Source organism: Pseudomonas sp. Xaverov 259 (genome assembly GCF_019352915.1).
Taxonomy (GTDB): Bacteria; Pseudomonadota; Gammaproteobacteria; order Pseudomonadales; family Pseudomonadaceae; genus Aquipseudomonas.
On sequence record NZ_JAAAFV010000035.1, the window covers coordinates 1 to 257 of the forward strand.

2 tRNA genes are annotated in these 257 nt (G+C 56.0%); both read right to left on the reverse strand.

The annotated features are described in order from the left end of the window. A tRNA-Glu gene (locus K0H48_RS17050) sits at positions 1 to 76 on the reverse strand. Positions 77 to 181: 105 nt separating this feature from the next. Next, positions 182 to 257: transfer RNA gene (locus K0H48_RS17055), tRNA-Gly, on the reverse strand.

Below are 257 nucleotides of genomic sequence, written 5' to 3' on the forward strand. Positions count from 1 at the left end.
TGGCGTCCCCTAGGGGACTCGAACCCCTGTTACCGCCGTGAAAGGGCGGTGTCCTAGGCCACTAGACGAAGGGGACACACAACTGAAACACATGGTGTGTATTTCAGTGCCCAGAGGTTAAATCCGAAGATTATGCCCTGGTTTCACTCAATGCCGCCCGAGGGCCACATTGCTTGTAAATTGGAGCGGGAAACGAGACTCGAACTCGCGACCCCGACCTTGGCAAGGTCGTGCTCTACCAACTGAGCTATTCCCGC